The sequence below is a fragment of the Microbacterium sp. GXF6406 genome, assembly GCF_054798215.1.
Genome location: NZ_JBSJZH010000001.1, coordinates 29,729 through 51,938 on the forward strand (window position 1 = coordinate 29,729; position 22,210 = coordinate 51,938).

A 22,210-nucleotide genomic window follows, 5' to 3' on the forward strand; every position below is an offset into this window, starting at 1 on the left:
CCGATCGCCGGGTGCGCTGGGGCACCCGGCGATCGCCGTTTCAGAACGAGGGCCTGCCGCCGAACTCGACGATCTCCTGCAGTGCGGCGAGGTGCGCGGTGAATGCGCGAGCGCCCTTCACCGTCGCCCGCACCCAGGTGCGCGGCCGACTGCCGACCTCCCCACGGCGCGAGACGATGTACCCGGCGGCACTCAGATGCGAGATGGACTTGCTGAGCGCGGAGTCTCCGACCTGGAGGATTCCGGCCAGGGTCGCGAAATCGAGGATGTCGCCGTCGAGGAGCGCGGCCATGAGCGAGAACCGGATGGGACTGGCGAAGTTGTCATCCAGTCGCAGACGCGGATGCTGTTCAGTCATCGATTCCGCTCCGGAAGGATGCCGCGATGAATGCGGCGAGGATGCCCACTGCCACGATGGCCACGGCCACCGCGTGCTCGGCCATCGCTTCCGGCACGACCAGCGCGGCGGTCAGCAGCACAGCACTGGCAGCGAATGTCGCCCACTGCGCTCCGGCCCACACGGCGCCGAGCGCCGGCATGCGGGATGAGATGCGACCGATGCACCACAGCGCGAGATAGCCGATCATGAACACCAGTGCTCCCGTGGAGATCAGAGAGAGATCACCCTGTGACCACAGCACGAACAGGATCATTCCGGACATGGCGGCACCGACCGCCATGGTCGCGATACGTTCGTTCCGCGTGAGCGCGCGTCGTCGCACCGGCTCGGCGATGCGCGGCGAGCGGATCAGAGCGCGCACCGCGGGTGCTCCGAACGCCACCAGCGCCAACAGCCCCGGCAGGAACCGCAGCGCCATGGGTACCGGCTCGAGCAGCACCGCGACATAGACGACGATGAGGACGATCGAGACGAGGACGACCGCGACGATGCTCCATGGCCTGCGGCGGGAGATGGCGACCCCGGGGGCCGCGATGGCTCCGATGCTCTCGCGTCGTTCGGCGCTGAGCTGAAGCCAGATGAGGAAGAGGCCCAAGCAGAAGATGAAGCGCGAATCGGTGACCGTGGTGAAGGCGCCGACCGTGAGGTAAACCGCGATCACCACGGCCTCGATCACGGCGAAACGGGCGATACGGCGACGATCGAGCAGATTCTCCCGCCGCATCTGGACGGCTTCGTACTCGGCGATGTACGCGTGCGCAGCCTCCGCGCTCGGAGCGGCGAAGGGCTCAGCACCCTCCATCGGTTTCTGGTCCATCATGGCCCGCTTCCTCTGCGCCAATAAGTTTCCTGATGGAAAGCTATCAAGATTTCCAACGAGAAAGCAAAAGGTCACGCGGGAGATCGCGTTCTCGATACGACTGCTGCACCACGCGACGCATTCCTGACGAGGAACCGTCGCGGACAGCATCCGGGAATGACGAAGGCCGCCCCACACCTGGGGCGGCCTTCTCAAGAATGTTCTGCGCGATTGAACGCTGATCGCTTAGCGGCGCAGTCCAAGCTTCTCGATGAGCGCACGGTAACGTGCAATATCGACATCCTGGAGGTAGCCGAGCAGTCGACGGCGCTGACCGACGAGCAGGAACAGGCCACGACGCGAGTGGTGGTCGTGCTTGTGCTCCTTGAGGTGCTCAGTGAGGTCCTTGATGCGCTGCGACAGCATCGCAACCTGCACCTCGGGGGAACCGGTGTCACCGGGGTGCGTCGCGTACTCTTCGATGATCGCCTTCTTGACGTCTGCTTCCAGTGCCATAAATTCGATCCCCTCTCACTCATTGCGCGGCGCCCGACGCCTGATGCGTGGACTCTCTTTATCCGCGGCCGATCAAACGGCAACCTGAAAAGTCTACCAGCACCGAGGCGGCGCAGAGGACACCGGGTCCAGCCAGATAGCCTCGATGAGTGCACAACGCCCTGATCGATCTGCGCCCGTTCCGAGCGAGCGCCCCCTTCACCCGCATGTGGATCGGCTCCACCCTCGCCGGCCTCGGCGGGCAGCTCACTCTCGTCACCATCATGCTGCACGTCTTCGATCTCACCGGCAGCACGTTCGCCGTTTCCATAGTCGCGGTCGCCGGCCTCGTCCCGATGATCATCGCGGGCCTCTACGGCGGCATGCTCGCGGACGCCTTCGACCGGCGCATCGTCGCGCTCATCGCGGCCGTCATCACCTTCGCTTCCACTCTGATGCTCGCGATCCTCACCTGGGCGCACATGGAGACGATCTGGTGGCTGTACATCCTCAGCGTCGTGAACGCCGCAGCCAACTCCGTCGGAATGGCAACGCGCAGCGCCATCACCCCGCGCCTGCTCCCCCGCGACCTGCTCGCGCCCGCAGCCGCCCTGCACGGCATCACGATCGGCATGATGGTCATGGTCGGCCCGGCCCTCGCAGGCATCCTCGTCGCGACGACCGGATATGGATGGACCTACACGATCGACGTCGTCCTGATGATGGCGATGTTCCTGGGCCTGTGGACCCTGCCCCCGCTTCGCCCGGAGGGTGTCATCGTCAAACCAGGGCTGGCGTCGCTCATCGACGGCTGGCAGTTCCTCAAGCGCGCGAAGAACATCCGGATGCAGTACCTGATCGACATCACCGCCATGACCTTCGGTCAGCCCGTGGCCCTCTACCCCGCGCTCGGCACTGTCCTGCTCGGAGGCGGAGCGATCACGACCGGCGCCCTCACCGCCGCCGTGGCCGTGGGCACCTTCCTGTCAAGCCTGTTCTCCGGTCGAATCGTCCGGTACCGATGGCACGGCCGTGGCATCCAACGGGCCGTCCAGGTCTACGGCCTGTCGATCCTCGCCTTCGGCGCTGTGCTCCTCGCCGGAACCGCACTGCCTCCCGTGAGCGAGAACACGGCGAACATCGGTCTGATCATCGCCGCATGCATCGCCCTGGCCGTCTCCGGAGCATCCGACAACGTCAGCGCGATCTATCGCAACACGATGATGCAATCCTCGGTGCCCGACAGCATCCGCGGGCGCCTGCAGGGCATCTTCATCGTCGTCGTCACCGGCGGCCCGCGCGTCGGCGCCCTCTACGTCGGCGCGCTCACGACCGTCACGGCACTGTGGTTCCCACCATTGCTGGGCGGGTTCGCCGTGATCGCCGTGGTCGCGCTCCTCGTGCGCCTGACACCGCGCTTTCGCTCCTACGACGCGGAGAACCCCGAGCCCTGATGGGCCCGGGGTCCTCGAAGGACGACCTCAGTCCTGCTGCAGCGCCGCCTGCAGATCGAGGCCGATCGTGATCTCCTTGCCGACGAGAACACCGCCGGTCTCGAGCGCTGCGTTCCAGGTCAGGCCGAAGTCTTCGCGGTTGATGACGGTCTTCGCTGACGCGCCCGCCTTGTAGTTGCCGTAGGGGTCCTGGCCGAAGCCGCCGAAGTCCAGCTCGAAGGTGACGGGCTTCGAAACGCCGCGGATGGTCAGGTCTCCATCGATGAGCAGGTCGCCGTTCTCGACGCGGGCGCCGGTGGAGACGAACTCCATCGTCGGGTGATTCTCGACGTCGAAGAAGTCGGCGGAGCGCAGGTGGCCGTCGCGTCCCTCATCCTGAGTGTCGATCGAGGCGACGTCGACGGACGCCGTGACCGATGTCTCCAGCGGGTTCTCCGGCGCGACGAGCGTTGCGCTCTTGACGCCGAAGGTGCCGCGCACCTTCGAGATCATCATGTGGCGGACGCTGAAGGTCACCTCGCTGTGCGAGGGGTCCAGGATCCAGGTGCCGGAGCGGTAGCCGGGGATGTCGATGGTGCTCATGGTTTCTCCTTCAAGCGTCGGGGCCGAATGTCGGCGTTCACCGAGGTGACAACTCTTATGCGATTGAATATATTCCGGTTTCGTGTAAAAAAATTCGGCCCTGCTCACCGGAGACGGGAGCAGAGCCGATGAGCATCGCGCTGATCAGCCGACGGCGACCAGATCGATGATGAAGATGAGGGTCTTCCCCGAAAGGAAATGGCCGGCCCCGGCCGGACCGTAGGCCAGGTGCGGCGGAATCACGAGCTCACGGCGTCCGCCGACCTTCATGCCGGGGATCCCCTCCTGCCAGCCCTGGATCAGTCCGCGCAGCGGGAACTGGATGGTCTCGCCACGACCCCAGGAGGAGTCGAACTCTTCCCCGGAGTCGTACTCGACACCGGCGTAGTGAACCGTCACGGTGTCGCCGGGCTTCGCCTCAGCGCCGTCGCCCACGATGATGTCACGGATGACGAGCTCTGCGGGAGCGGGACCGGAGGGTGCGTCGAACTCAGGCTTTGTGCGTTCAGTCATGACTCCATACAACCCGAGCACGAAGGCCCCGGTCAACGCCACAGCGACAGCCGAGAGCGAACACCCCGACCGGATCGCCCCGGAGGGGTATTGACTTCCTCGCACGGGCGAGGCACCCTGGTGTCAGATCAGCTCAGCGCCCGGGAGACTCGCAGGCATCGCCGCAGCACCGGGCGCTGAGTCTTTCCTCCGGTGCCCGCAGTAGGGATCAGTACGCGAGCAGCGCCGCGCGCGTCGCGCGGGTGCGCACCAGCAGCGCCTGCTCATCCGCAGGAGCCAGGGGATCGCGTCCCGTGATCGCCCGCTGGCGCACGGCCGCCAGTGCCGTCGCATCCTTGATGAACTGCTTCATCAGCATCCGACGATCCCCCCGAAGCGAAGCCGCCCATCGCAGGCCCGCCGCCCGACCGTTGGGCGTCGCGAGCATCGTGACCTCCTCCGGAGTGAACCAACCGGCCTGCGCATACTCGCCGAGCCGCTCGCGCGTCACACGCGCCTCCTCCTTGCGCAGCGCCACGATCGCCAGGATGAACCCGATGAACAGCGGCACCTGAAGCGTCACATACAGCCACATGAAGTCCGCGAAGATTGTCGAGCCGTTCCAGAACCCGTGCAGGAGCATCGCCCCGATCACACCGATCGTCCCCGCCCGTAGAACGGCAGTGCGCGTCCCATGCCGACGCGCGGCCAAGCCCATCGCGAAGCCGGTGAGAGCGGTGAACATCGCATGCGCGAAGGGAGACATCAGGCCACGCAGGACGAATGTCGCCGTCAGATGCGCTCCCCCGCCCTCGATGAGGCTGATCGCGAAGTACTGGATGTTCTCCGTGAAGGCGAAGCCGCCGCCGATGAGAGCGCCGTACACGATCCCGTCGATAGGACCGTCAAAAGCACGGCGGCCGATCAGGAACACGAGGAAGATGCCGAGCCCCTTGGCCAGCTCCTCGACGACGGGCGCCTGGATCACCGCACTCAGCGTCTCGGCGCGCATCCCTATCGCAAGCGTGATCGCCAGATCAACCAGCAGGGTGATCGCGATCGCTGCAATGGCACCCCAGCAGATCGCGAACGCGATGAGAGACTTCGGCTCCGGCTCCCACCGATCGATGAGCCGAACGCCGAGGAAGACGATGGCCAAGGGCACCAGCGCCAGAAGCAGCCCGATGCCGGACGCGATAATGCCCAGAGCCCAGATGAAATATCCCGTGAGGACGATCAGCACGAATCCCAGGATGCCGAATAGCCAGACAGACGCGGAGCGCCCAGCGCGCGCGGGAACCGGCATCGGCGGCAGCGCAGCGGACGGGGCCGGGGCCACCGGGGCCGGCGGCGTGTACAGGGCCGGCTGAGCCAGCGGCGAAGCATACGGCCAGCTGCTCGGAGCGACCGGCCCCGCACCGGGCTGCGAAGCGTGATGCGGATGTGACGGTCCTCCGAGAGTCATATGAAAAGCCTAGAGGTACTCACCAGCCTTCCCCGGTACCGGCACCGGTAGCGTAGAGACATGCGTTTCGCCCATCTGCGCCGCTCAGAGCATGACGAGATCCATCTCGTAGTCATCGACGACACCGACGCCATCCTCGTAGCCGATCTCATCTCCCCCGCCCCGCGGACACTGCAAGACCTCATCGAGGGCGGCGACGACGCACTCCAGCAGGTGCGCGCGGCATTGCGCGACAACGATGCCCCGCGCCATCCCGTCGACGAACAGGTCTACGCCTCCGCCGTGCTGAACCCGCCCGTCGTCATTGCGATCGGACTGAACTACGCCGCGCACTCGAGCGAGCTGGGGCTCAAGACCGACACGGCGCCGACCGTGTTCAACCTGTGGCCGAACTCCCTCACCGGGCACGAATCGACCACCGGCTGGCCGCGCAGCCTCAGCGAATCGATCGATTACGAGGCAGAGCTCGGTGTGATCATCGGAAAGCCGGCGCACGACGTCGCCGAGGGCGACGCGCTCGCCCACGTGTGGGGCTACACGGTGGTCAACGACATCACAGCGCGCGACATCCAGTTCGCCGAGGCCCAGTGGTCGCGGTGCAAGTCCTTCGACGGCTTCACCCCCACCGGCCCCGTCGTCGTCACCGCCGACGAGATCCCCGACCCGCAGGACCTGCATATCTGGACCGTCGTCGATGGCCACACCGTGCAGGATGCGAGCACCGGGCAGATGGTTCGTCCCGTCTCGAAGCTGATCGCCCACCTGTCCCAGTCGGCGACCCTTCTGCCGGGCACGCTGATCTCCACCGGAAGCCCCGGCGGCGCCGGATACTCCCGCGAACCGCAGATCTTCCTGCGCGACCGTTCCACCGTCACCGTCGGAATCGACGGGATCGGCGAGCTCACCACGCACTGCCGCATCTACGGCTGATCGTCGTTGCGCCCGGGGTTCCCCCCGGGCGCAACGCCCCTCAGATCTGGATCATGTCCTCCGGCGGGATCACGGTGATCGCCGAGGTGACCGCCTCCAGGCCCGACAACCGTGCCGGAGACAGCTGCTTCGTGACCTCTTCGCGCGACATCAGCTCGGCCTCGACCACCAGATCCGCGACATTGCGGTTCGTCAACAGCGCAGTTTTTGCCAGAGCCGCGGCCGCCGAATAGCCGATGAACGGCGTCAGCGCCGTGATCACGCCGACCGAGGCGCCGACCATCGCGCCCAGGCGACCCTCGTTGGCCGTGATCCCGTCGACGCAGTTCACGCGCAACGTCCACATCGCCTGGCGCATCCAAGTGATGGACTGGAAGATCGAATGAGCGATCACCGGCTCGAAGGCGTTCAGCTGCAACTGACCGGATTCGACCGCCATCGTGACCGTCGTGTCGGCACCGACCACGGCGAAGGCGACCTGGTTGACGACCTCGGGGATCACCGGGTTCACCTTGCCCGGCATGATGCTGGAGCCCGCTTGCTTGGCGGGAAGGTTGATCTCGCCGAAGCCCGCCTGCGGGCCGGAGGAGAGCAGGCGCAGGTCGTTGCAGATCTTCGAGAGCTTGATGGCGTTGCGCTTGAGCGACGAGGAGAACGACATGAAAGCGCCCGTGTCGCTGGTGGACTCGACGAGGTCGGTCGCCGTCTCCAGCGGCAGGCCGGAGATCTCCTGCAGATGCCGAAGCACCGCCGGGGCGTAGTCGACGTGGGTCGTGATCCCCGTGCCGATCGCCGTCGCGCCCATGTTGATCTCGAACAGCAGCTTGGCGTTCTCGGACAGTCGCGACTGATCCTCGTCGAGGGTGGTCGCGAAACCGTGGAACTCCTGTCCCAGGGTCATGGGCACGGCATCCTGAAGCTGGGTGCGTCCGACCTTGAGGACATCGTGGAATTCGACCGCCTTGCCCAGGAATGAGCGCCGGAGCAGATCCAGCTCGTCGAGGAGCGAGCGCAGATTGAGCGAGAGACCGATCTTGATCGCCGTGGGGTAGACGTCGTTGGTCGACTGGCTCCGGTTCGTGTGATCGATCGGGGATAGGAAGGCGTAGTCACCCTTCTCGCGCCCCGCCATCTCGAGGGCGATGTTGGTGATGACCTCGTTCGCGTTCATGTTCGTCGAGGTGCCCGCACCGCCCTGGATCACGCCGACTGTGAACTGGTCGTGGAACTCCCCGTCGATGACGCGCTGCGCGGCGGCATCAATCAGGTCAGCGCGCTGTGCGTCGATCACGCCGATCTGCTTGTTGGCACGGGCGCTGGCCTGCTTGACCATGGCCAGGCCCCGGATCAGATCGGGATAGACCGAGATCGGCCGCTTCGAGATCGGGAAGTTGGCATCGGCTCGAGCAGTATGGATGCCCCAGTACGCCTCAGCGGGGATCTCCATGCTCCCGAGGGAGTCGGTCTCTGTACGGGTGGGCGCGGCAGAAGCCATGTCACATCCTTGTGGGTCGTGGCGATATCAGGGATATCGCCAGTCTACGCCCGCAGGATGCTGAGGGTCAGAGACCCACGACGATGATGATGATCCCAGCCAGCACAGCGATGGCGCACACCGCGAAGCAGCCGTACGCGCCCCACAGGGAGAGCTTCTTCTGCCCCTCGGTGAGCGGACTCTTCTTCGCCTGCTTCGCCGCCTGCTTGGCCGCGCGCCGTGCTTCCTTCTCGCTGATCACCGCGATCGCATCGGTGAACTCGACGGGTGTGACCACCGGTGCGTGCCCGGCGCGAACCATCAGCCGCAACCCCAGCGCATAGAAGGTGACGATCGCCGCTGCTCCGAGGAGAGCTGCGATGAAGACGTGCAGGAACGCATCCCAGTCGATGACCACGCTCATGCGCCGGCCTCCTTGTCGGTTGCCGGAGAGGAGTCCTCGGTGGCATTCGCCGCCTGCTTCTTCGCCTTCTTGTCACGGGACTTGGCCTTCGCCTTCGCGTCGGCCTTCGCCTTCTCACGGCCCTCGGCCTTCGCCTTCGCGCGCGCCTTCGCCTCGGCCTTGGCATCGAGGATGCGCTGCTGACGACGCGTCGGCGGCGGGTTCTCGGGAAGCTCGATCGCGTGACCGGACTCGGCGACATCGCTCATCGCGTTGTCGGGCGTGACCGCGTTGACCTTCGAGCGCAGGTACAGGCCGATGATGACGACGAGCGCGAGGACCGCGTCGATCGCCACTCCCCAGTTCCCGAGCCACACGACCATGAGCGCCGCGATGGCGCCCACGGACGCGGCAGCGGGCAGCGTGAGCAGCCAGCCGATGGCGATGCGCCCGGCGGTGCCCCAGCGGACAGCCGAGCCGCGGCGACCGAGGCCGGAACCGATCACCGAGCCGGAGGCGACCTGCGTGGTCGACAGGGCGAATCCGAGCGCGCTGGAAGCGAGGATGGTGGCCGCCGTCGAGCTCTCCGCCGCGAAGCCCTGCGCCGGCTTGACGTCGGTGAGGCCCTTGCCGAGCGTGCGGATGATGCGCCAGCCACCGAGGTACGTGCCCAGCGCGATCGTCACGGCACAGGCGATGATGACCCAGAGGTACGGATCGGCGTGATCGGAGCTCTGCCAGCCGATCGTGATGAGGGCGAGGGTGATGACGCCCATGGTCTTCTGCGCGTCGTTGGTTCCGTGCGCGAGCGCCACGAGCGACGAGGTGAAGATCTGTCCCCAGCGGAAGCCGTCGCGGCCATCCGGCTTGCCGTCGTAGCGGCGCGTGACCGAGTAGGCGATCTTCGTCGCGGCGAACGCGATGATTCCCGCCGTCAGCGGCGCGATCAGCGCAGGCAGAACGATCTTGGAGAGCACCATGCCGAAGTCGATGCCGCCCAATCCCACGCCGACGAGCGTGGCGCCGATCAGACCGCCGAACAGCGCATGCGAGGAGCTGGAGGGCAGCCCCAGGAGCCAGGTGAGCATGTTCCAGGTGATCGCGCCGATGAGACCGGCGAAGATCACGGCCAGGAATAGCTCGGCGCCGGCTTGGAGGATCGAGGCCTCGTTGATGATGCCGTGCGAGACGGTCTTGGAGACCTCTGTCGACAGGAATGCGCCGATGAGGTTGAGCACCGCGGCCAGCAGGACGGCCGTCTTGGGCTTCAGAGCACCGGTCGCGATGGGCGTGGCCATCGCATTCGCGGTGTCATGGAAGCCGTTGGTGAAGTCGAAGAAGAGTGCCAGCAAGATGACCAGCACGACAATGAGGACTGCGGTTTCCACCGTTTGCTTTCGGTTCGACGAAGAAGGGAGATGCCGACGTGATCGGCGTGACGAACGAAGAGTTCACCGCGGGTTTTTCTTCCGTTAACCGGCCCCGATAAATCCTCGCACCGACATCGCCTCCGGTCAACTCGACAGCGGCTAGCGTTGACTCGTGACGAATGCTCCGATTGCCGCCCGCCGCTCCCAGCTCCGCACCCACCACGGGGATGTCTTCGACGACCCCTACGAGTGGATGCGCGAGAAGGAGTCCCCCGAGCTCATCTCCCACCTCGACGCCGAGAACGCGCACACCGATGCCATGACGGCTCATCTGGAGCCGCTGCGGGAGCAGATCTTCCAGGAGATCAAGGGGCGCGTCCAGGAGACCGACCTCTCCGTCCCGACCCGCCGCGGCGACTGGTGGTACTACAGCCGCAGCGAAGAGGGCGCTCAGTACAGCATCCACTGCCGAGCCGCTGCTGCGCCGGACGACTGGACTCCCCCGGTCCTCGAGCCCGGCGTCCCGGTGCCCGGCGAGCAGATCCTGCTCGACGGCAACGCCGAGGCCGAGGGGCACGAGTTCTTCTCCCTCGGCTCTTTCGCGACCTCCGACGACGCGACCAGGCTGCTGTGGGCACCCGACTACGAGGGCGATGAGCTCTACACGATCAAGGTGCGCGACCTCACCACCGGCGAGACGCTCGCAGATGAGATCCCCCGCACCGGCGGCGGCTTCTTCACTCCCGACGGCAACGCCATCATCTACACGACTCGCGACGAGGCCTGGCGCCCCGACACCCTCTGGCTGCACCGTTTGGGCACCGATGTCGCGGACGACGTGAAGCTGTTCCACGAGCCGGATGAGCGATTCTGGCTCGGGGCCGGGATCACCCGCAGCCGCCGCTACCTCGTCATCGGCGTCGGTTCGAGCGTCACGAGCGAGGAGTATCTCGTCGACCTCGCCGGCGACATCACCGCCGAGCCCCGGCTCGTCTGGCCACGCACCGAGGGCGTCGAATACTCGCTCGAGCACGCCGTGGTCGACGGCGAGGACCGGCTCTACATCCTGCACAACGACAACGCACTCGACTTCGAGCTCGTCTCGGTCTCCGCCGCCGACCCCCGCGGTCAGCGGCGGGTCGTCGTGCCTCATACGCCGGGGCGTCGGCTGCTGGATGCGGACTGCTTCCGCGACTTCGCGGTCCTCGCCTATCGCAGCGAGGGCCTCGAGCGGATCGGACTTCTCGACTACGCCACGGATACCGTCGAGGAACTCGCCTTCGAGGAGCCCCTGTTCTCCGCCTGGCCCGCCGGGAACCCGGAGTGGCATGCGCCGTTCCTCCGCCTCGCGTACGCCTCGTTCGTCACGCCCAGCACCGTGTACGACCTGGATCTCGCGACCCGCGACCTCGTGCTGCGCAAGCGCCAGCCTGTGCTGGGGGGCTTCGAGCCGGGCGCCTACGCGCAGGAGCGGCGATGGGCCACAGCGTCCGATGGCACACGTGTGCCGATCTCCCTCGTGTGGAAGACGTCCTTCGGCTCCCCCGGCGACGAGACCCGTCCCGTGCACCTGTACGGATACGGGTCCTATGAGCACTCCATCGATCCCGGATTCTCCGTGGCCCGCCTCAGCGAACTCGATCGCGGCGTGATCTTCGCCGTGGCGCACGTACGCGGCGGCGGAGAGATGGGCAGGCAGTGGTACGAGGACGGCAAGCTCCTGGCCAAGAAGAACACCTTCACCGACTTCGTGGCCTGCGCACAGCACCTCGTCGACAGCGGCGTCACCAGCGCCGATCGTCTGGTCGCCGAGGGCGGCAGCGCCGGTGGCCTGCTCATGGGGGCTGTCGCGAACCTCGCGCCCGAAGCGTTCGCCGGAATCCTCGCATCCGTGCCGTTCGTCGATCCGCTGACGAGCATTCTCGACCCGTCTCTTCCCCTGACAGTTATCGAATGGGACGAGTGGGGCGACCCTCTTCACGGTGCGGACGTGTACGCGTACATGAAGTCGTACAGCCCCTACGAGAACGTCCGCGAGGGCGCTGCCTACCCGCGCATCCTCGCCATGACCTCGATCAACGACACCCGCGTCCTGTACGTCGAGCCCGCGAAGTGGGTCGCCCGGCTGCGGGAGGCCGGCGCGGCGGACGTGCTCCTCAAGTGCGAGATGGCTGCCGGCCACGGCGGTGTCAGCGGCCGCTACAACTCCTGGAAGGAGCGGGCGTTCGAACTCGCCTGGATGTTCGACGTGCTCGGCCTGGCCTGACTCCGGTCCACGATGACGATGCCGCCCCGGGAACATCCCCGGGGCGGCATCGTCAGGAGAGAGGATCAGCCGAAGAGCGCTGCGGCCTCGTCATAGCGGTAGCGCGGCACGGTGTTCAGCTCTCCGAGCGCCTCCTCGAACGGCACCCGGACGATGTCGGTCCCCTTCATGGCGACCATCTGCCCCCAGGCGCCCTCGACGATCGCGTCGGCGGCGTGCAGCCCCAGACGCGTGGCGAGGACGCGGTCGAAGCCCGAAGGCGAGCCGCCTCGCTGGATGTGGCCGAGGATCGTGGCACGGGTCTCAACACCCGTGATCTGCTCGATGAGCGGCGCGAGCTGGTCGCCGATCCCGCCCAGGCGCGGACGGTTAAAGGCGTCCAGCCCCTTATCGCTGTAGGCCTCGTCCATCCCCTCGAGCTTGAAGCCCTCCGAGACGACGACCAGCGGTGCGCGTCCGCGGTCGTGGGCGCTCGTGACCTGCGCGGCGATCTCATCGATCGACATGGGCACCTCGGGGATGCAGATCACGTGCGCGCCGGCGGCCATGCCCGCGTGCAGGGCGATCCAGCCCACGTGGCGGCCCATGACCTCGGCGACCATGCAGCGCTGGTGGGAGTCACCGGTGGTGCGCAGGCGGTCCATCGCGTCGGTGGCGATGTTGACGGCGGTGTCGAAGCCGAACGAGTAGTCAGTGGCGCGCAGGTCGTTGTCGATGGTCTTCGGAACGCCGAGCACGTTCAGCCCGTCCTTCGCGAGCCGGTCGGCCGCCGCGAGGGTGCCCTCGCCGCCGATCGCGACGATGCCGTCGATCTTGTGCCCGTAGAGGGTCTTGGCAATGTTCTCCGCACCGCCGCGGTCGCCCTCGTAGGGGTTCGTGCGGCTGGTGCCGAGGATCGTGCCGCCGACCTTCGAGAGTCCCTTGACCTCGTGGCGCGTCAGCGGCATGAAGTCGCCCTCGACGACGCCGCGCCATCCGTCACGGATTCCGACGAACTCGAGATCGTAGGTGGTGGTCCCCTTGAGGACGATTCCGCGGATGACCGCGTTGAGGCCGGGGCAGTCGCCGCCGCTGGTGAGGATGCCGATCTTCATGCTGCTGCCTTCAGACGTTTCGAGGGGAGGTGGTCGGGCGACGTTGCCTGTTCTCGACCCTAGTGGGCATCCGCCCCCAGACGCCATTCGAGGACGATGAGAATCCACGATCTTGCTTCCGTGAGACATCTGATTTCACGGAACTTCGATAAAACGACGAAAAAGACGCAAAAAGGGGCGTAAGAATCCAAATTCTTACGCCCCTTGAGCGAGGGTGTCAGTCCCCGAGAGCCTCCCGCAGCAGATGCATGAGCGCCGCCAGCTGCACCGACTCGCTCGCCGTCTCATCGACGGCCTCACCGTCGAGGGCCCGGGCGGCGAGCCCCTGCTTCTGATCGATGAGCTCGGCGATCTTCGTATCGATCGTGTGCGCCGCGATGATCCGCCACGCCGTGACCGGTTCATCCTGACCGATGCGGTGGACCCGGTCGATCGCCTGGGTCTGTTCGGCAGCGGTCCAGCTCAGCTCGGCGAGAACGACGTTGGATGCCGCCTGCAGGTTGAGTCCGACGCCGGCCGCGGTGAGCGAGCACACGGCGATGCCGACGTTCTCATCGCCGTTGAAGTCGTCGATCGCCTGCTGGCGCGCGGGCGTCGACTGGTCGCCGCGGATCGAGACATAGCGGATGCCGGATGCCGCGAAGTGCGCCTCCGCCTGATCCATGACGTCGATGTGCTTCGCGAAGAAGACGACCTTGCCCACGGAGCGCTGCAACTGCGCCGCGTAGTCGGCGGAGAGCACGGCCTTCGCCTGGCCGATCTTGCGCACCATGGTGAAGACGTTGTCTCCCCCGGCGCCGGCGGCCTTCGATTCCTCGAGCTCGCCCGTCGCGACCAGACGGACGATGTCCTCGTCGATCATCCCCTGAGACAGGTTTCGGGAGCGCGCATCGCCCCGGTCCCCGCGGGCCTCCACGATCCGGCGGTACTTTGCGGCCAGACGCTCGCCGAGCTCGCGCTCCGCCTGACGGATGCTGCGGCCGAAGTCGTCATCGAGCTGCACCGGCAGGTCGGCGACGAGCTTGTCCGGCAGGTCGGCGGCGACGTCCTTCTTCTTGCGACGGACGATGCCCATCGAGATGACGGCGTCACGCGCTTCGGGATAGAAGGCCTTGTCGGCGGGGGTGTGACCGGTCGCGTCGAGCTTCTCCATGAGCTCGGGGCCGGGCTTCTCCCCCGTCGTCCAGCCCAGGAAACGCCAGATCGCGTCGAAGTCCTCGACGTCGTTGATCAGCGGTGTTCCGGTCAACGCCATCAGGAGCGGGTTGCGCATGCGCTCACGGATCCGCGAGGCGAGCGCGAGAACGTTCTGCGACCGCTGAGAGGAGAGGTTCTTGATGAAATGCGCCTCATCGACGACCATGCCCTTCAGCCCGATCTCGCCGAGCCACGACAGATGACGGTCGAGGATCTCGTAGTTCACGATGAAGACATCGGCGAAGGCATCCACGTCCTGGCCATCGCCCTGGATCACGGTCGCACGGCGCTGCGGCGTCCAGCGCTCGACCTCGCGAGCCCAGTTCATCTTCACGACGTTGGGCACCACGACCAGCAGCGGGTAGGCATCCGCCAGCGACGCCGCGAGCACGGACTGCGCGGTCTTGCCGAGGCCGGGCTCATCGGCCAGCAGGAAGGCGCGGTGCCCGGCGCGCACGGATTCGAGGAAGCGCGACTGGTGGACCATGATCTCCAGCCCGCGCGGGGAGATGTGATCGTACTCCGGGACGGGAGGCAGCTCCATGGTCGCGGATGCTCCGCCCGCACCGGTCTCGAAGGCCTTGTACAGGGGGCCCATGAGCTCCCAGTCATCCAGGCGTCGCCGGGGTGTGCTCGTCGCGCGCGGCGTCAGATCCGGCGCGAGGAAGGGATTCGCGAGCTGCCGCGCCTCCAGCGACGGAGGCGTCACCTGTCGCTCGGCCAGAGCGGCCGGGACCACCGGTTCGCGAACAGGTGCCACATCGGTGATGACGAGCTCCTCCGGAGCGAGCTCCGCGCCCGACTCGAGCAGCCAGTCGCGGCGCATGCGCTTGGCAACCGGGCTCGTGGCCTGATCCGCCTCGAGGAGCTGGATCAGGGAGGTGTCGCGCGCCGCCGTCTTCGCGAGGATCGTCGCGACGCCGTCGAGACGCTTGAGCAGTTCTGCGCGCGCCGAGTCGCCGAGCGCAGCATCCGCCTTCACCCGGGCGCGCTCCTCGCGCACCAGGAAGGCGATCACCTGGAACTTGACCCGGTTCGTCGGCCCGAGCTTTCCGCGTTGCGTCTTGGCCTCGATCTCACGCACCTTGCGGGCGAGGATGGGAATCAGCGGGGCCTCGTCATCACGACGGGATGTCTTCTTGCGCCGCGTCGCGGCGGTTGCCGTAGTCGGCATGCTCCTCCTGAGCGTGAAATACCGAAACGCCGTTCAGAGGCGAATCGTGCCGTACGTATCGTCCGCGTGTGGCGCGAGCCAGGACCGTGCGGACGTCCTCGGGTTCGTGTCGCGGTGCCGATGAGGCGGGCGTACGGGGTGAACCCGCGGACAGTTTACGGCATCCTGCCGAGAAAACGCAGGAGCGCCGGGCCCCTCGGCCAGGATCTCAGGTCTCAGAAGACCCGAGCAGCAGCGTCCGCGCCGCGACGACGTCGGCAGCCATCTGCGTCATCAGCTCTTCGATGCCGTTGAAGGCAACCATTCCGCGCAGCCGCTCGACGAATTCGACCGACACATCATGTTCGTACAGGTCGAGCGAATCCTCATCGATGACATGAGCCTCGACCTGACGCACCAGCACATCGTCGAACGTCGGATTCGTGCCCACCGACACCGCCGCCGGATGACGGATGCCGGTGTCATGGTCGACCAGCCAGCCGGCGTAGACGCCATCGGCCGGGACGAAGGCATCGACGCGCTCCGAGAGGTTCGCCGTCGGGAAGCCGAGCTCGCGCCCGCGCTTGAGCCCGTGCACCACCTCCCCGCGCACATCGACCGAACGCCCGAGGACTTGAGCCGCGGCGCGCACATCGCCGGCCGCGAGCAGCTCGCGCACCCAACTCGAGGAGACGCGTCGGTCGGAGCCCTCGATGTAGACGTCCTCGACGACATCGACCGTGAATCCGTAGCGCGGCCCCAGCTCCCGCAGCAGATCCGGGGTGCCGGCGCCGCGGTGCCCGAAACGGAAGTCCTCTCCCACGAGCACCGCAGTCACCTGCAGAGCGCCCACGAGGATCTGCTCGACGAACGCCTCCGCGCTCAGCGAAGCCAGAGCCTCATCGAATGCCAGAACGAGCGTGGCATCCAGGCCCAACTCCCCCAGCAGCTCGAGCTTGCGCTCGACCGACACGACGTTGTCGGGGCACAGATCCGGGCGCAGCAGAGCGAGCGGGTTGCGGTCGAACGTCACGGCGACTGCGCGAGCACCGGTGGTGGCGGCATCCGCCTGCAGACGGGAGATCACCTCTCGGTGTCCGGCATGCACGCCATCGAATTTGCCGATCGCGACGGCCGAGGGGCCGAAGTCCGCCGGCACCTGCGCCGGGTCTCGGAAGACGATCACGCAGTCGCCTCCGCCGGAGCATCGTGCACGGTCAATGCCGGGCGGTGCTTGCTCAGCCACCACAGTCCGAAGATCGGCAGAACGAGCGGGATGAACACATAGCCGCGGCCGAACATCGACCAGACCGAGTCGTGCTGGAAGAGGTCGGGGGCGAGGATGCTGAGGGCGCCGACGACGATCACGCCGACCAGCTCGAAGACGATCGCGACCCACGCGACCGTGTACCAGCCCCGCCTCCCCGCCAGGATCAGCGCGAGCGTCGCCAGGATGTAGACGACAGCGGCCGCGGCGGACAACGAATACGCCAGCGGCGCCTCGTCGAATTTGCGGACGACCTGCACGAAACTGCGTCCCGTCGCGGCCATGGCCATGACGGCGTAGACGATGACGAGGACACGACCGATTCCGGTCATCCGAGAGCGGGGTTCGATGGAGCTCATAGCGTGCTCCATTCTATGCGCGCGAAGTCGAGGCGCCGCGCCGCGGCGGCCTCACGCGACCTGGATCGTCCAGATCGTCTCCATGCGCCAGAGCATGATCGCGATCGACAGCGCCACGACACCGAGGATCACCGTGCTCCAACGGCTGCGATCGATCAGTGCCCACACCGTCCCTCCGATGGGCAGGATGACCGCAGAGACGAGGTAGGTCCAGTACTCGAGCAGGTCACCCGTCGGCGGGTTCCCGGCGAACGGCGCGATGATCGCGACGACGACCTGCACGATCAGGAGCACCTCGACCAGGGCCAGCGCACCGACCGTGAAATCGCTGGGACGTCGCCCCATCAGCCCCGCGATGAGGCAGAACAGACCCGCGGCGATCGCGATCACGATCTGCAGGGCGGTGAACCACAGGATCATCGACTCTCCTCCGGCATGTTCATGGCGCTCTTCAGATCGCGCCCGCGCTTCTCGACGATCCCGATGAGCGCGCCCGCGGGATCGATCGCGGCTCCGAAGGACGCTTCCAGACGCTCGGCCTGTCCGCTGAGACGCTTGCCGTGACGGAGATCGCGTGCTTCGTCGGCCGTCATGGCCAGCGGCGGCAGGATCAGGGACGCAGCGGCCGCTGCGGAGAGCGCAGCCGCGTCGGCGAGATCGTCGATCCCGACGGCATCCGCCACTTCGAAAGGGCCGATGCGCGTGCGGCGCAGGGCCGTGAGGTGCCCGCCGACGCCGAGAGAGTCGCCGAGATCACGGGCGAGCGCTCGGATGTACGTGCCCGAGGAGCAGTCCACCACGACATCGAGGTCGATCACGTCGTCCTGCCGTCGCTGCGCGACGATGTCGAACCGGGACACCGTGACCGCTCGGGCCTTGAGCTCCACCTCCTGCCCCTCACGGACCAGATCATAGGCACGGCGCCCGTCGACCTTGATCGCGGATACCGCGCTCGGCACCTGGGAGATGTCACCGGTGAGGGCGGCGATACCCGAAACGAGCTGCTCATCGGCGATGGCGACGACCCGCGCCGCATCGGCGGTCTCGACGATGTCGCCGTCGGCGTCATCCGTCGTCGTCGTCTGCCCGAGCCGGATCGTCGCTCGATAGGTCTTATCGGCGCCCACGATGTAGGTGAGCAGACGCGTAGCTCCCTCGACGCCGATCACGAGGAGCCCGGTGGCCATCGGGTCGAGCGTGCCCGCGTGTCCGACCTTGCGCGTGCCGACGGCCCGTCGCGTACGCGCGACGACGTCGTGACTGGTCAGCCCACCGGGCTTGTCGACGAGGAGAATACCGGGCGAGACCATTCCTCCAGCCTACCGACGAGCAGCATCCCCGCCGGACGCCTAAGCTGTCCGGGTGCCCGCGACCACGTCCGACCCGTCCCCGTTGGCGACCGAACTGGCCTCCTGGTACGCCGCCGAAGCGCGCGACCTGCCCTGGCGGCGCGACGATTTCGCCGAGCGCTACGGGGCCTGGGGAACACTCGTGAGCGAATTCATGCTCCAGCAGACTCCCGTCGCGCGCGTGATCCCTCGGCTGGACGCCTGGTTGACGCGCTGGCCGTCGCCGCGACGCATGGCGCAGGCGACGCCCGCGGAGGTCGTCGAGCAATGGGCCAACCTCGGCTATCCGCGCCGCGCGCTCTGGCTGCACCGCGCAGCGATCGAGATCTGCGAACGCCACGGAGGCGAGGTTCCCCGCGATGTCGACGCTCTGCTCGAACTCTCCGGGATCGGCGACTACACCGCGCGTGCCGTCGCGGTCTTCTCCTTCGGAGATCATCACCCGGTCGTCGACACCAACACGCGCCGCGTCATCGCCCGAGCCGTCGACGGCCGCTCTCAGCCCGGGCCCGCTTCGCGACGCGACCTCACCGCGATGTCCGCGCTCCTGCCGGACAACGAGGGCGACGCCGCGACGTTCAACGCCGCGATGATGGAGCTCGGCGCCGTGGTGTGCACCGCGCGCTCGCCACGCTGCGAGGCGTGTCCGATCGCGCACCGATGCGCGTGGGTCGCAGCGGGGCGACCAGACACCGGGGACACCCGTCCACGTCAGGCCCGCTACGAGGGCTCGGACCGGCAGGCCCGCGGCGCAGTGCTCGCAGCACTGCGCGGCGCTCCGGATCACAGCCTGCCGGCGTTCGCGGTCATCCCCGACTGGCCCGATACGGCCCAGCGCGATCGGGCAATCCACTCGCTCATCTCGGACGGGCTCGCCGAAGCGATCGATGACGTTCTCCGGTTGCCCCGCTGAGCGGACCGACCGCCGGTGCTCAGAGGTGGCGCCCCGCCCGATGGGCGAGAACCGTGAGCTCGACCCGGCTGCGCACCCCGAGCTTGGCGAAGATGCGCCCCGCGTGCACCTCGACGGTACGCACTGAGACACGGAACTCCTCGGCGATCTGACGATTCGTCGCTCCCTCGATGATCCGCATCGCGACGTCGAGCTCACGGTCGGTCAGCAACGGCGTCCACGCCACGCGGCTCGCCCGGATGGGATCTGCCGTGACAACGGGAGTCGAGGCCGTGGCCGGCTCCAGCGCACGAAGACGCCGGTCCATCAGATCCCGCCAGGCATCGGCGCCCGCCGATGAGAAGAGGCTACGCGCAGCCCGGAGAAAGCGCTGTCCCGCGACCTCGTCCCCCCGGGACAGGCTCGCCAGCCCGATCATCGCTTCGATGCGGCCCCGAGAGTACGGCGAACGGATCGTTTTGCTCTGCTCGGCGATATCGGCGATCTCGCCCCGCCAGGACGCCTCCGGCAGCAGCCTCAACCGGCGTCGCAGCTCCCGCGCGCGCCGGAGATCCGGAGCTTCGACGACGGACGGCGCGTCCGTCACCGGACCGACCTCATCCAGCCCCGGCACCGACAGCGGCGGCGCGACCGCACCGGTCTCCTGCCACAACGCCACATCCAGCGCCGCCTGCTCGGTATCGCCCTGCAGATACGACTGGAGCGCGGCATCCAGAAGAGTATCCACCCGAGTCACCCGCGGGAGCGTCGCCGCGACCGCTTCGACGAGCGTCCCCGGGGCGCCCTCAGCCGCGATGTCGAGACGTCGCCCCAACACCACCGCGAGACCCGCGAAAGGAATTCCGATCGGAAGATCCATCGCCGCCGTCTGGAAGACGACGCGAGCAGAGGCGATGTCTCCCGCCCAGAAGTGCAGAAGGACCTGGGCGATAGCCAGGTAAGCGTCAACCAGAGCGCTGCGCTCGAAACCGGCCGTCAGGTCGTCCTGCACGTCGATGAGCCCCGCGCGCGCACGCGCCAGGATCTGCAGGCCCAGATCCACCTCATCGTCCAGCGCCGCCTGCAGAGCAGCGACGATGTTCGCCGAGAAGGCTCCCGTCGTCGCAACCTCGCCACGGTCCTGCTCACCTGACAGCATCCAGCACATCGCCACGGCGGAATCGCGCACGCGTCCCTCGGAACCGGAACGCAGCTCCGCCGTGCGAAGCTCGAACAACCATTCCCGCATCGCCGAGGTCTCACCGCGCTCCGCACTGACAACGGCCGCCAGTCCCGCCGTGCGCGCCCACGCCCGCCAGTGGGCCGGAATATCGCAGCGCGGACGATGATCGGCCGGTTCCACGCCCGTCACGATGCCCGTGGTGCTCGCCTGCGCCATCTGAAGGGCCGCCAGCGCGCGGATGCGGTGATCCATGTCACCCGAGGGGAACAGGCTTCCCAGCCACTCCGCTGCCTCCTCCATGCACCCCGCGCCGAGCGCTGCGATGCCGGCCGCGAAGCGCGCCTCCTCGACATTGGCGCCCACCGCGTGATCGGCGGCCTCCGTCGCAACGAGATACGCCCACTCCGAATGTCCTTCGGTCGCGAGAGCGCGCGAATGCGCGGTCAATGCGGGCGCCACATCCGGAATCCTCCGCAACGCGCCGCAGGCACGATGCCAGCAGGCCCGCAGCTCTTCCCCGAGTCGCGCATAGGCCTCGGAGATGCGCCCATGAGCAGCACGGCGCGCAGAGGCCGCTGCGGTCTGCTGCACCCACACCGCCATGCGCGCATCGGTGAATCGATAATGCCCCCGGGACATCATCAGATGATCGCTCATACGATCCGCGAGTTCCTCTACCGATGACTCCCCGCACGCGGCGACGAGAACCTCGAGGCGGCCGTCCGCGATCAACGAGGCCAGCAGCAGGACGTCCCGATCGTCCGGGCACATCTCCTCCGTGTCGAACGCCGTCAGCATCGATGCGACCAGAGGCAACGGCCTCGGCAGCATCCTCTGGCCACTGCGTTGAGCCGGAGACAGCTCAGCGACGACCTCGATGACAGTCACTGCGTCGGTTCCCAACCGACGCAGCAGCTTCGCCAGCACATGCGGCGCCGTCGACATTCCCAGAGCGGAGAGCCGCTCCGCGACAGCGGAGAGCAGCTCCGCCTCACCGACGGCGGTGGGACGGCGGCGAAGATCGCGCCGGCTCACCATTGATCCCATATTTGCTCCCCAATCGAGCACCCCAGAAACCGCCGCCAGAGAACTGACGACGGCTACTCACACTAGCAAATGCGCCTTCTGATCAGGCGTCTTCGCCCTCACTGCGCATGTAGGGATCAGCATCGCCGGCGTGGGTCGCACCCGACGCGAGCTTGGCCACCTCGGCGTCGCGCTCCTGGGCCTGACGCAGCAGCGCCGTGATGTTGTCCGCATTCTCCGGCAGAGCATCGGCGATGAATTCGAGCGTCGGAACGAGACGCGTGTTCAGCTGCTTGCCGACCTCGCTGCGGAGCATCCCCGTCGCCGAGGCGAGTGCGGCGCCGCTGGCGACGCGCTCCTCATCCGAACCGTAAACCGTGTAGAACACGGAGGCGTGCTGCAGATCCCCAGAAACGCGCACATCCGTGATCGTGACGAACCCCAGACGGGGATCACGCAGCCCCTTGTCCAGGCGCTCCGCGAGGATCACTCGGATCCGGTCTGCCAATCGGGCCTGTCTTTCTCCAGCCATTCTCTTCTCCTCTGTGACGAATGAGGGG

Annotated in this window: 21 protein-coding genes; 4 read left to right on the forward strand and 17 right to left on the reverse strand. The window is 67.1% G+C overall.

The genetic code is table 11. The features are described 5' to 3' along the window. Window positions 1-40: 40 nt before the first annotated feature. From ACWAUG_RS00160 to rpsO, 3 genes are all read right to left on the reverse strand, one after another. On the reverse strand, window positions 41-358 hold the full coding sequence (locus ACWAUG_RS00160) for a transcriptional regulator (RefSeq protein WP_298038170.1): 318 nt from the start codon (window positions 356-358) through the stop codon (window positions 41-43). After that, window positions 351-1,220: a hypothetical protein gene (locus ACWAUG_RS00165; RefSeq protein ID WP_460800418.1), complete on the reverse strand. Its 870-nt coding sequence runs from the start codon at window positions 1,218-1,220 to the stop codon at window positions 351-353. The genes ACWAUG_RS00160 and ACWAUG_RS00165 overlap by 8 nt, the downstream gene beginning before the upstream one ends. Before the next feature lie 225 nt (window positions 1,221-1,445). Continuing rightward, on the reverse strand, window positions 1,446-1,715 hold the full coding sequence (rpsO, locus tag ACWAUG_RS00170; protein ID WP_460800420.1) for a 30S ribosomal protein S15: 270 nt from the start codon (window positions 1,713-1,715) through the stop codon (window positions 1,446-1,448). A 149-nt stretch (window positions 1,716-1,864) separates the two neighbouring features. On the opposite strand from rpsO, the gene ACWAUG_RS00175 reads away from it, so the two are divergent. Beyond that, window positions 1,865-3,148, forward strand: a complete 1,284-nt coding sequence (locus tag ACWAUG_RS00175) for an MFS transporter (protein ID WP_460800422.1) — start codon at window positions 1,865-1,867, stop codon at window positions 3,146-3,148. 27 nt (window positions 3,149-3,175) lie between these two features. On the opposite strand, the gene ACWAUG_RS00180 is transcribed toward ACWAUG_RS00175, so the two are convergent. The 3 genes from ACWAUG_RS00180 to ACWAUG_RS00190 all read right to left on the reverse strand — a co-directional run bounded on the left by ACWAUG_RS00180 (window position 3,176) and on the right by ACWAUG_RS00190 (window position 5,465). Further along, entirely contained in the window at window positions 3,176-3,730 is a 555-nt protein-coding gene (locus ACWAUG_RS00180) for a YceI family protein (protein WP_298038781.1), read from the reverse strand. Window positions 3,731-3,874: 144 nt separating this feature from the next. After that, complete coding sequence (locus ACWAUG_RS00185; protein WP_460800424.1) at window positions 3,875-4,243, reverse strand: FKBP-type peptidyl-prolyl cis-trans isomerase; 369 nt, start codon at window positions 4,241-4,243, stop codon at window positions 3,875-3,877. A 208-nt stretch (window positions 4,244-4,451) separates the two neighbouring features. Beyond that, window positions 4,452-5,465 (reverse strand): PrsW family intramembrane metalloprotease, encoded by a 1,014-nt coding sequence (locus ACWAUG_RS00190; protein ID WP_298038775.1) that lies wholly within the window; start codon window positions 5,463-5,465, stop codon window positions 4,452-4,454. Between the two features lie 282 nt (window positions 5,466-5,747). Here ACWAUG_RS00190 and ACWAUG_RS00195 point away from each other — a divergent pair, with 282 nt between their 5' ends. Next, window positions 5,748-6,617 (forward strand): fumarylacetoacetate hydrolase family protein, encoded by an 870-nt coding sequence (locus ACWAUG_RS00195; protein WP_460800426.1) that lies wholly within the window; start codon window positions 5,748-5,750, stop codon window positions 6,615-6,617. Window positions 6,618-6,657: 40 nt separating this feature from the next. Here ACWAUG_RS00195 and ACWAUG_RS00200 read toward each other — a convergent pair whose 3' ends face one another. The 3 genes from ACWAUG_RS00200 to ACWAUG_RS00210 form a co-directional block, all read right to left on the reverse strand. Then, window positions 6,658-8,112 (reverse strand): aspartate ammonia-lyase, encoded by a 1,455-nt coding sequence (locus ACWAUG_RS00200; RefSeq protein WP_298038773.1) that lies wholly within the window; start codon window positions 8,110-8,112, stop codon window positions 6,658-6,660. Window positions 8,113-8,179: 67 nt separating this feature from the next. After that, on the reverse strand, window positions 8,180-8,515 hold the full coding sequence (locus ACWAUG_RS00205) for a peptidase (protein WP_298038771.1): 336 nt from the start codon (window positions 8,513-8,515) through the stop codon (window positions 8,180-8,182). Next, window positions 8,512-9,882 carry an inorganic phosphate transporter gene (locus tag ACWAUG_RS00210; protein WP_460800429.1) on the reverse strand — a complete coding sequence of 457 codons (1,371 nt, stop codon included), beginning with the start codon at window positions 9,880-9,882 and terminating at the stop codon, window positions 8,512-8,514. Before ACWAUG_RS00210 ends, ACWAUG_RS00205 begins: the two co-directional genes overlap by 4 nt. Before the next feature lie 154 nt (window positions 9,883-10,036). Here ACWAUG_RS00210 and ACWAUG_RS00215 point away from each other — a divergent pair, with 154 nt between their 5' ends. Then, window positions 10,037-12,130, forward strand: coding sequence for a S9 family peptidase (locus ACWAUG_RS00215; protein WP_460800430.1), 2,094 nt, complete (start codon window positions 10,037-10,039; stop codon window positions 12,128-12,130). Between the two features lie 65 nt (window positions 12,131-12,195). Here the strand turns inward: ACWAUG_RS00215 and ACWAUG_RS00220 are convergent, their stop codons facing one another. The 6 genes from ACWAUG_RS00220 to truB form a co-directional block, all read right to left on the reverse strand. After that, window positions 12,196-13,224, reverse strand: a complete 1,029-nt coding sequence (locus ACWAUG_RS00220; protein ID WP_298038763.1) for a 6-phosphofructokinase — start codon at window positions 13,222-13,224, stop codon at window positions 12,196-12,198. A 217-nt stretch (window positions 13,225-13,441) separates the two neighbouring features. Then, window positions 13,442-15,595, reverse strand: a complete 2,154-nt coding sequence (locus ACWAUG_RS00225; protein ID WP_460800432.1) for a DEAD/DEAH box helicase — start codon at window positions 15,593-15,595, stop codon at window positions 13,442-13,444. 208 nt (window positions 15,596-15,803) lie between these two features. Continuing rightward, a complete protein-coding gene (locus tag ACWAUG_RS00230; protein ID WP_460800434.1) occupies window positions 15,804-16,760 on the reverse strand; it encodes a bifunctional riboflavin kinase/FAD synthetase in 957 nt (318 codons plus the stop codon). After that, complete coding sequence (locus ACWAUG_RS00235; protein WP_460800435.1) at window positions 16,757-17,200, reverse strand: hypothetical protein; 444 nt, start codon at window positions 17,198-17,200, stop codon at window positions 16,757-16,759. The genes ACWAUG_RS00230 and ACWAUG_RS00235 overlap by 4 nt, the downstream gene beginning before the upstream one ends. A gap of 51 nt (window positions 17,201-17,251) precedes the next feature. Beyond that, window positions 17,252-17,620: a hypothetical protein gene (locus ACWAUG_RS00240; protein WP_460800437.1), complete on the reverse strand. Its 369-nt coding sequence runs from the start codon at window positions 17,618-17,620 to the stop codon at window positions 17,252-17,254. Next, on the reverse strand, window positions 17,617-18,510 hold the full coding sequence (gene truB / locus ACWAUG_RS00245) for a tRNA pseudouridine(55) synthase TruB (RefSeq protein WP_460800439.1): 894 nt from the start codon (window positions 18,508-18,510) through the stop codon (window positions 17,617-17,619). The genes ACWAUG_RS00240 and truB overlap by 4 nt, the downstream gene beginning before the upstream one ends. Before the next feature lie 52 nt (window positions 18,511-18,562). On the opposite strand from truB, the gene ACWAUG_RS00250 reads away from it, so the two are divergent. Then, complete coding sequence (locus ACWAUG_RS00250) at window positions 18,563-19,462, forward strand: HhH-GPD family protein (protein ID WP_460800440.1); 900 nt, start codon at window positions 18,563-18,565, stop codon at window positions 19,460-19,462. 19 nt (window positions 19,463-19,481) lie between these two features. Here ACWAUG_RS00250 and ACWAUG_RS00255 read toward each other — a convergent pair whose 3' ends face one another. Further along, a complete protein-coding gene (locus tag ACWAUG_RS00255) occupies window positions 19,482-21,659 on the reverse strand; it encodes a helix-turn-helix transcriptional regulator (protein WP_460800442.1) in 2,178 nt (725 codons plus the stop codon). Window positions 21,660-21,753: 94 nt separating this feature from the next. Beyond that, the gene (rbfA, locus tag ACWAUG_RS00260; protein ID WP_298038747.1) at window positions 21,754-22,182 is read right to left on the reverse strand and encodes a 30S ribosome-binding factor RbfA; all 429 of its coding nucleotides are present in this window, start codon (window positions 22,180-22,182) and stop codon (window positions 21,754-21,756) included. Window positions 22,183-22,210 lie beyond the last annotated feature (28 nt).